Origin of the sequence: Moorena sp. SIO1F2 (genome assembly GCF_010672755.1) — a bacterium.
Lineage (GTDB): Bacteria > Cyanobacteriota > Cyanobacteriia > Cyanobacteriales > Coleofasciculaceae > Moorena.
In genome coordinates this window covers 1-7,261 of record NZ_JAAHFV010000324.1, presented here as the reverse complement: position 1 = coordinate 7,261, position 7,261 = coordinate 1, and the positions used below count along the sequence as shown (strand labels likewise).

Annotated in this window: 7 protein-coding genes; 6 read left to right on the top strand and 1 reads right to left on the bottom strand. The window is 40.9% G+C overall.

Going from position 1 to position 7,261, the window contains the following annotated elements:
- Window positions 1-158 precede the first annotated feature (158 nt).
- The 4 genes from F6J94_RS26955 to F6J94_RS26940 all read left to right on the top strand — a co-directional run bounded on the left by F6J94_RS26955 (window position 159) and on the right by F6J94_RS26940 (window position 2,185).
- Window positions 159-650, top strand: a complete 492-nt coding sequence (locus F6J94_RS26955) for a hypothetical protein (RefSeq protein ID WP_293045907.1) — start codon at window positions 159-161, stop codon at window positions 648-650.
- Between the two features lie 68 nt (window positions 651-718).
- Window positions 719-853, top strand: coding sequence for a hypothetical protein (locus F6J94_RS26950; protein ID WP_293030175.1), 135 nt, complete (start codon window positions 719-721; stop codon window positions 851-853).
- Window positions 854-1,024: 171 nt separating this feature from the next.
- Window positions 1,025-1,702 carry an ester cyclase gene (locus F6J94_RS26945; protein WP_293045905.1) on the top strand — a complete coding sequence of 226 codons (678 nt, stop codon included), beginning with the start codon at window positions 1,025-1,027 and terminating at the stop codon, window positions 1,700-1,702.
- Window positions 1,703-2,008: 306 nt separating this feature from the next.
- Window positions 2,009-2,185, top strand: a complete 177-nt coding sequence (locus F6J94_RS26940; RefSeq protein ID WP_293045903.1) for a hypothetical protein — start codon at window positions 2,009-2,011, stop codon at window positions 2,183-2,185.
- Here F6J94_RS26940 and F6J94_RS26935 read toward each other — a convergent pair.
- Entirely contained in the window at window positions 2,161-3,525 is a 1,365-nt protein-coding gene (locus tag F6J94_RS26935) for an NB-ARC domain-containing protein (protein ID WP_293045900.1), read from the bottom strand. The genes F6J94_RS26940 and F6J94_RS26935 overlap by 25 nt on opposite strands.
- Window positions 3,526-4,308: 783 nt before the next feature.
- Here F6J94_RS26935 and F6J94_RS26930 point away from each other — a divergent pair.
- Window positions 4,309-5,673, top strand: coding sequence for a calcium-binding protein (locus tag F6J94_RS26930; protein WP_293045898.1), 1,365 nt, complete (start codon window positions 4,309-4,311; stop codon window positions 5,671-5,673).
- A 939-nt stretch (window positions 5,674-6,612) separates the two neighbouring features.
- On the top strand, window positions 6,613-7,261 hold a 649-nt coding region (locus F6J94_RS26925; RefSeq protein ID WP_293045895.1), incomplete at its 3' end, for a calcium-binding protein.

Here is a 7,261-nt window from a genome sequence, read left to right as displayed (position 1 = left end):
AAGGCGACCCTCTCCTAAGGTTTCGTCTCTGGCCTTAATCATAAAGTTTTAACCCTTTACGCATAACCGACTAACCATAAAGGCTGCCCTATTCTTGCGGTAACTTCTGACCGTGTCGTTAATAAAGTTTACCCTTGTATCCTCAGCAATAGCTGGAGTTGGTAAGAAGCCCGCGCTGTCGAGTTAGGGCAGCGTCGGGAGTATGTCACTTTAACAGTGGTTTGGGTTTTCCAGTATCGGATGGCTATGCTTGGTTTATGGAATCAGCAACTGCTGAGACTACTACTGAAACTGGATTTGAACCACTGGCGGCCAGGCAACTTATCCTAGGGTTGAGTGGAAACCTGAATGGCTCTGTAGAAGAACTGGATCGGATTCATGGCATAGCCAAGACCTATGACATTGTCAGTCCCTATTCATCCATGATTGTGCTGGTGAATGATGAGCAACGAAGGATGCTCAAAGAAGCAGAAGCGTCGAGCGATCGCTTTGACCGAGAGGTGGAAACTGGGGAAGAACAGTTAAATCAGCCATCTAATGCCTTTAGTGTTTCCGGTGTTCCTGAACCGGAGGTATGGATGTTGATCTTGATCAGTCCGATCGCACTTTTGATTATTAGTAGACGACCAAAAATTACTGTTGACGGTTAATCCTCAATAGTTGTCAATTATATCATCAATTAGCAAGGGCAAAGGTAAGGGTTACTATCCTGTTTACTTTGCCCTTTTTACTTTTTCAGACAACACGAGCCAAAATCTCTCCAGCAACTCGCTCAGCTGATTCCAAAGCTGATTCCATACCAGGAGATGCGATCGCAGTATGTTCACCTCATCCTACCACGATGGTCTACTAGTCATTAGTTTGTAGTGATTATTACATTATTTTATAATTTTAATATTTCATTTTATTGTTTACTATTACAATCCTATCAAATAGTTTAATTTTTATGTACTTGCCATGGTAACAAGAAGACAATTTAGCAAAATTGTTGAGGAATTCTAATCAATTGAACTGAGACACTTCAATGAGTAATAGTCAGTCCACAGGATTGCCTGTTTGGGTACAAGAAAGAGATACAGTTATCGCCAATGATGCTGGGGTTGAATGGCGAGAGGGCAAACGCCCTGATTATGCCGAAACTAATGAATTTCTTAAGAAAGGTAGTAAATTCAATCATCCAGAGGGGTCTTTGGAAGCGATCGCGCAAAACTTAGTTAGAACCTTCGAGATGGAAGCTTCCTATAAAGCTAATCCTGAGCAGTGGTTGTCTATTGTTGCCGACCAGTTTCGGATGACAACTAACGGTGGACCAGAGTACAATGCCCAGACTGTTGCTGATATCGGCACATACAACGTATTTCTTGGAGATACCGAACACTATCGCTCCACAGAGGAAACCTTTGAATCATCCATAGAAATTTTCCATAACGCTTTTCCCAATGGCTTTTTATGGGAACTGATGGAAATACTTTCCGGACCTCCTAATGTCACCTTTAAGTGGCGGCATTGGGGCACGTTTAGCGGTTCCTTTAAAGGTCATGAACCCACAGGAGAAACTATAGAAGTGTTTGGCATCAGTATTGCTCGGGTTACTGAAGACTTGAAGATTGTCTCCTTGGAGCATTTCTTTGATAATAGTTTGTTTCTCAAGCAATTAACATCAGGCTGTCCCTTCCACTCTCAAAATTCAAATAATTCGTAAGCTATCAGCTATCAGCCGTCAGCTATCAGCTGTCAGCTGTCAGCTGACGGCACCTCAAGTAGCACCTCAAGTAGCGCATATGCTTACCAAATGCTATAGCAATTCTACGACTTGTGAGGTACAAATTTCTGGTTTTTAGGGAGCAGGGACTGAGGCCGTTGGCCACGCTACGCGAACGGAGCAGGGAGCAGGTAAGAGTAACCCACCCCTAACCCCTCCCAGGAGGGGAAGTGAGGGAAGAGGTAAAAAATAATGTGTACCTCATAGCTACGAGAAACGCTATAGTCGTTTAAAGTTGAAGGTTTTTTGTTTAAAGTCAACTTTAAACCTTCAACATTAAACCTTCAACATCAAACCTTCAACATCAAACCTTCAACATCAAACCTTCAACATCAAACCTTCAACATCAAACCTTCAACCTTAAACCTTCAACATCAAACCTACCCTACACCGAACCCCTACGGCAAACAACCTTCATGCTGATTAATCACCGTCCTAATTACAGGAATTATAGTAAAAAATGTTCGATTAATGTGGGAATTTTTTTCTATTAGTGAACGCCTTTCCAAGGACTGTAAAACTGAAATAAGTCGTGAATTATAGTCTAAGGTAATACTATCGCGCAATTGTTTAATAGAAATGGGAGTAGGATTTCTAGCTAGATAGGCGATCACCTTCTTCTCTGACTCATCTAACCGATTCAATTGCTCGATTAACATTGCTCTCATTGGCTCAGGAACAATCATTTCCTCCCAACTAAAAAATTCCGATACACTACCAAAAAAAAAGTCTTTAATCGTTGTCACAGCCAGCTTTAATCCTAAGGGATTGCCTCGATAACGTTTAATGAGTTCCATTTCTTGCTCTTGTTCAGACAAACCATTAGCTGCTAATAGTTTCCGAGCATCTTCTGTTGGTAAACCGTTTAGGGTTAATGAACGAGTGGAATAGTTTTTTTTCTCAAGTAACTCCATTTGTAGCGGTGGTTCCCAACTGATTAAGAGCAAACAACTTTGGTGTCTTTCTTGTGCTACTCTTCTAAAAAGTTGACCATAATCCTCATATCCGGCTTGATACTGTCCAACTAAAGTGCCACGGCTTAAAATCTGTTCAGTATCATCGAGTATTACTAAACAGCGATGCTCTCGTAAACACTCTAGAAAGTGAGACATCAGCAGGTTGATGTCTTCTGGTAACTCCGATGACTGGTGGTGAGACAGGAATGGAATCAGTTGTGTCAGCAGTTGCTTCAGGGGTTGGGCAGAAGATAGCGATCGCCAAATAATATAATCAAACTCCTCCTGCATCTCTCGTGCTAGCTTAGCAGCTAACGATGTTTTGCCAACGCCTACTATCCCAAGTATTGCTACCAATTGGCTTCGCTTGAGATTAATCCATTGCTTGAGAGTGTTCAGTTCCCTAGTGCGTCCATAGAATGCAGAAATCTGTGGTGCTTCACCCCAATCTTGGCACTGCTGGGGAGTTTTGTATCCAGCCGCTTCCAGCCATATAGAGATATCTCTCCAACTTTTTAGGGTGTTGGATTTCCGATTAGTTAAGGTTTCCACATACCGATACAAACCTTTAGTGAGTTGAACGCTAAGTGAGCCACAACTCCAATGGAGAGCACCAGCAATTTTTTTGGGAGGATAGCCGCACAGCAAACCTCTTAAGCATGCTTTTTCCACTGGGGTCAATTTGATTTCCCTATTTGTAGCAATGTTTTTTTTATGAGCTAGTTCTGTATACAACTTCTCTAAATTCCACAGCTTGGCTGCTTTGATAAACAGTTCATCTTCAAATCGATTGGTGTTAGATTTCATAGTAGGGAATCCTAATCAAGCTCACGAAATAGCTACCTATCAACTAATAAATTAACTAATCAATAAGGTAGCTATTGGGAGCGTTTACTAGATAGATTTGCCAAACGTAGATGTCCCCGATGCTGATAACGATGCTGTTTTAAAAAATCAGTTTTTGTTACATCTCTACGTAAGCAAATTACCCTGATTACTATCCCTAAATCTAAATTGGGATTTTTTTTTAGCTAAGTTAATCTTACCCTTCGATATCGGTAATTATCAGGTAAATTCGGTTTTATTTAGGTTGAATTTAATTTAATTCCTAAACTAAACACCCCCGATAACCGATTGACTGATAAGTCTAGTTTACTTTATTTGAGAAAATTTGACAGTACCCGTTATGGGTACCATAGCAGTTCTCAATTGGTTGAGGTACCTCACCCTTGGGGTTTTAGGGAGTAGGGAGTCGGGAGTAGGGAGTAGGGAGTCGGGAGTAGGGGTAAGAAAATTAAATTTACCTCATAAGTAGGATTAACGCTATCTATTTGTTTTTATTCGAGCTGGTGCTGCCAAGTAACAAGTCACAATTAACAATTATTAATTATTAATAACTATAGCGATTCTCATAGTAATTAGCTACACACACCGATTTTTTCCCTATTCCCTGTTCCGCTGTTCCCTTTGCTAAGGCTATACTCCTTGACCTAATCCTAAAACCTAATCAACTGCTAATCACCATTAGGTATTTTCTAGCTGCTGCGATCGCTAAGGTGGATTCATACCAAAAAAAAGAGAAAATTAACCATGGCTACGTTAGTAACTGAAACTCAGAAATTATCCAACCTAATTCCCGAATCAGAACTAAATTTAATCAAGTCACTGCCACAATCTATTCAGGACCAGGTAGTTCCTAGCCCCGATTTATCTAAGTCTGCTGGTACACCGATTCAGTTAAATTTGACCCAGATACAACAGTTAGTTCCCAATGATTCAGGCTTACAAAGCTTATCATCGAAATCTATAATATCAGGGCCTTTTAACTTTATTATTGGTACTCCCAATCCTGACTTTTTAATAGGTAGTAACAAGAACGATTTAATTTTAGGACGTGGCGGAAATGACATTATTATAGCACTCGGTGGCAATGACCTTGTGTTTGGTGAAGAGGGAAATGACATTGTTATCGCTGGCTCAGGTAACGATTTTGTGTCTGGCGGCTCAGGTAATGACTTTGTGTTTGGCAGTTCTGGTAATGATATTTTGGATGGTGGCTCTGGTAATGACTCCCTATTCGGCGGAACTGGCAAAAACCATTTCATTGGCAGTAGTGGTAATGATGTCCTGAATGGAGAGGAAGGCAACGATACTGTTGATTACACTGGTCTGGGTCGAGGGATTACTCTTTTACCCACGGGAATCGTTAACAAAAGTGGTCTTGGTCAGGATGAGCTGATCCGAGTGGAGACGATTATTGGGGATGCCGGTCAAGCTAATACAATTGATGCCTCTTCTGCTGGTAGTGGTGCCTCTGTGAACGTAAATCTACAACAGAACAGTTTACAGATTAATGTTGTTAATGGTCCAGTTCTTAATCGCACTGTCCAAAACTTTGTGAATGTCAAGGGTGCTGGTCGCAACGATACCATTATTGGTGATAACAACAGTAATCAACTTACTGGTGGTGCCGGAAGTGACAATATTACTGGTGCCGGTGGTAATGATACCATCGTAGGTGTCGATCCCAACAGTAAAAAGCCAGGTATTAAGGAAATTGATATCTTAACGGGAGGACCTGGTGCTGATAAATTTGTGATTGGAGATAGCAATAATCCTTACTATGTCGGTGGAAAAGGATTTTTAGGTCTGAATGATTACGCTCTAGTTAAGGATTTCCAATCCGGTACGGATAAAATTCAACTCAAAAAAGCCAACTATATCTTTGGATCAAACTTTATCGCTCTCAATAACGGCTTATCTTCTTCTGAGAAAAGTCTTGCTTCAGTGGAACAGATTGCTAAGGATATTGCTGGAGGTAAGAGTAATGGTGTTCAATCTCAGCTCACCACAGGGGATAGTTTGGACTCTGTTCAGATCGTGCCTAATTTTAGCTTTGACATTATTGCTATTGTGTCTGGTGGCTATAACCAAGGGGATCTGATCTTTGTATAACGATTAGTTTGGTGGGCAGTGTCAAGTAATGCGATCGCGCTTCTTGGTGAATCGGTCTGGTTCACTGCCCACCCTACAGACTTAATCCGGTTGGTGGGCAGTGCCAAGCAATGGGCTTTGGCTTGGTGAATCGGTCTGGTTCACTGCCCACCCTACATGAAATTCATAATTTATATACATTAAATTCATAATTTATCCTTCATAATTCATATAGAATTCATATCTCATCCTTCACAATTTATCCTTAATTAAGATTTGATAATTAATCCTTTATAGGACTTGATTTTATGCAGTAAATGAATTACTATTATATTCAGAGAACGAAAAAAGATAAATGGGTGGCAAGTGGAATTCTGCCCCTATCGATAACATAGCTGTTTTGGCGTTATTCAAGGTGCCCTTACTTGCATAGTTTGTGGTTTCCAGAATAAACACGGTGCTTAACACTCCCTAGGGTTTTGGGTTATCCCAAAACTCGATTATAGGTATGGGTAACTTCAAATGGGAGCCTATAGAGTTAATCACCAAGAAATAATCTCCAGGATTATAGATAGGTGGAGTGTGCAAATTTTCGTTCAAAAGTAAACGAATTATTCACAGGACAAACCCATCTAAATTATAGAATCCTTACTCATCAAAGATTTCAAAATTCATCAGGATAAATACTTATCCTATGAATTCCATATGCAGTAGGCATTCCAAAATAAGATGCGTTTACCCTGGGGTGATCGTAGCCAAGAACCCTTAATGGTCTTAATGGGAATTTGACATTTTTGGGCTCCTTTGGATCTCCCCCATCAGGGACTACTAATGCTGCAAACCTTTCTAGGCAAGGAGAAAAGATAAATTTCCTAAAGATTCATGAAAGGGATGCAGTCGGCCAAAGGGGAGGCAGTTTGGAGTCTAAGATTTTGTCAAAGTCTGAGTAATCCACTGCTCATGACCATTAGGTATTGTCTAGATGCTGCGATCGCAACGTTAGGTACATCCAAAAACAAGAGTAAATTCACCATGGCTACGTTAATAGATAAAATTGAGAGCTTACCATCCGGCCTAATTCCAAAATCAGAACTAGAGTCAATCAAGTCACTGCCAAAATCTATCCAGGATCAGGAAGTTCGTAGCCCGATATTACCTTCTAAGAGTCCTATCCTGACTCCGTTAAGTTTCAAGCAGATACAAGATTTAGTTCCCAATGAGTCAGACTTAAAAACTTTCTCATCGACAACTAAAATCTCAGGGCCTTTTAACTTTATTATTGGTACTCCCGATGATGACTTTTTACTGGGTAATGCCAACAACAATTTAATCCTGGGACTTGAGGGAGATGACATCATTATAGGACTTGAGGGCAATGACCTTCTCTTTGGTCAAGAGGGAAATGACATTCTTATCGGCGGCTCAGGTAACGATTTTCTGTTTGGCGGCTCAGGTAATGATGTTCTCTCTGGCGACTCAGGTCACGATTGTCTGTTTGGGGGCTCAGGTGAAGACACTTTGTTTGGGGGCTCAGGTAATGACTCCCTTCTCGGTGGCGATGGTAACGACTCCCTTCTCGGTGGCTCAGATAATGACACTCTATCTGGGA

What these genes read in the sequence shown, in the direction of transcription:
- F6J94_RS26945 (WP_293045905.1), top strand. Translation starts at nt 1,025, where the DNA reads ATGAGTAATAGTCAGTCCACAGGATTGCCTGTTTGGGTACAAGAAAGA.
- F6J94_RS26935 (WP_293045900.1), bottom strand. Translation starts at nt 3,525, where the DNA reads ATGAAATCTAACACCAATCGATTTGAAGATGAACTGTTTATCAAAGCA.
- F6J94_RS26930 (WP_293045898.1), top strand. Translation starts at nt 4,309, where the DNA reads ATGGCTACGTTAGTAACTGAAACTCAGAAATTATCCAACCTAATTCCC.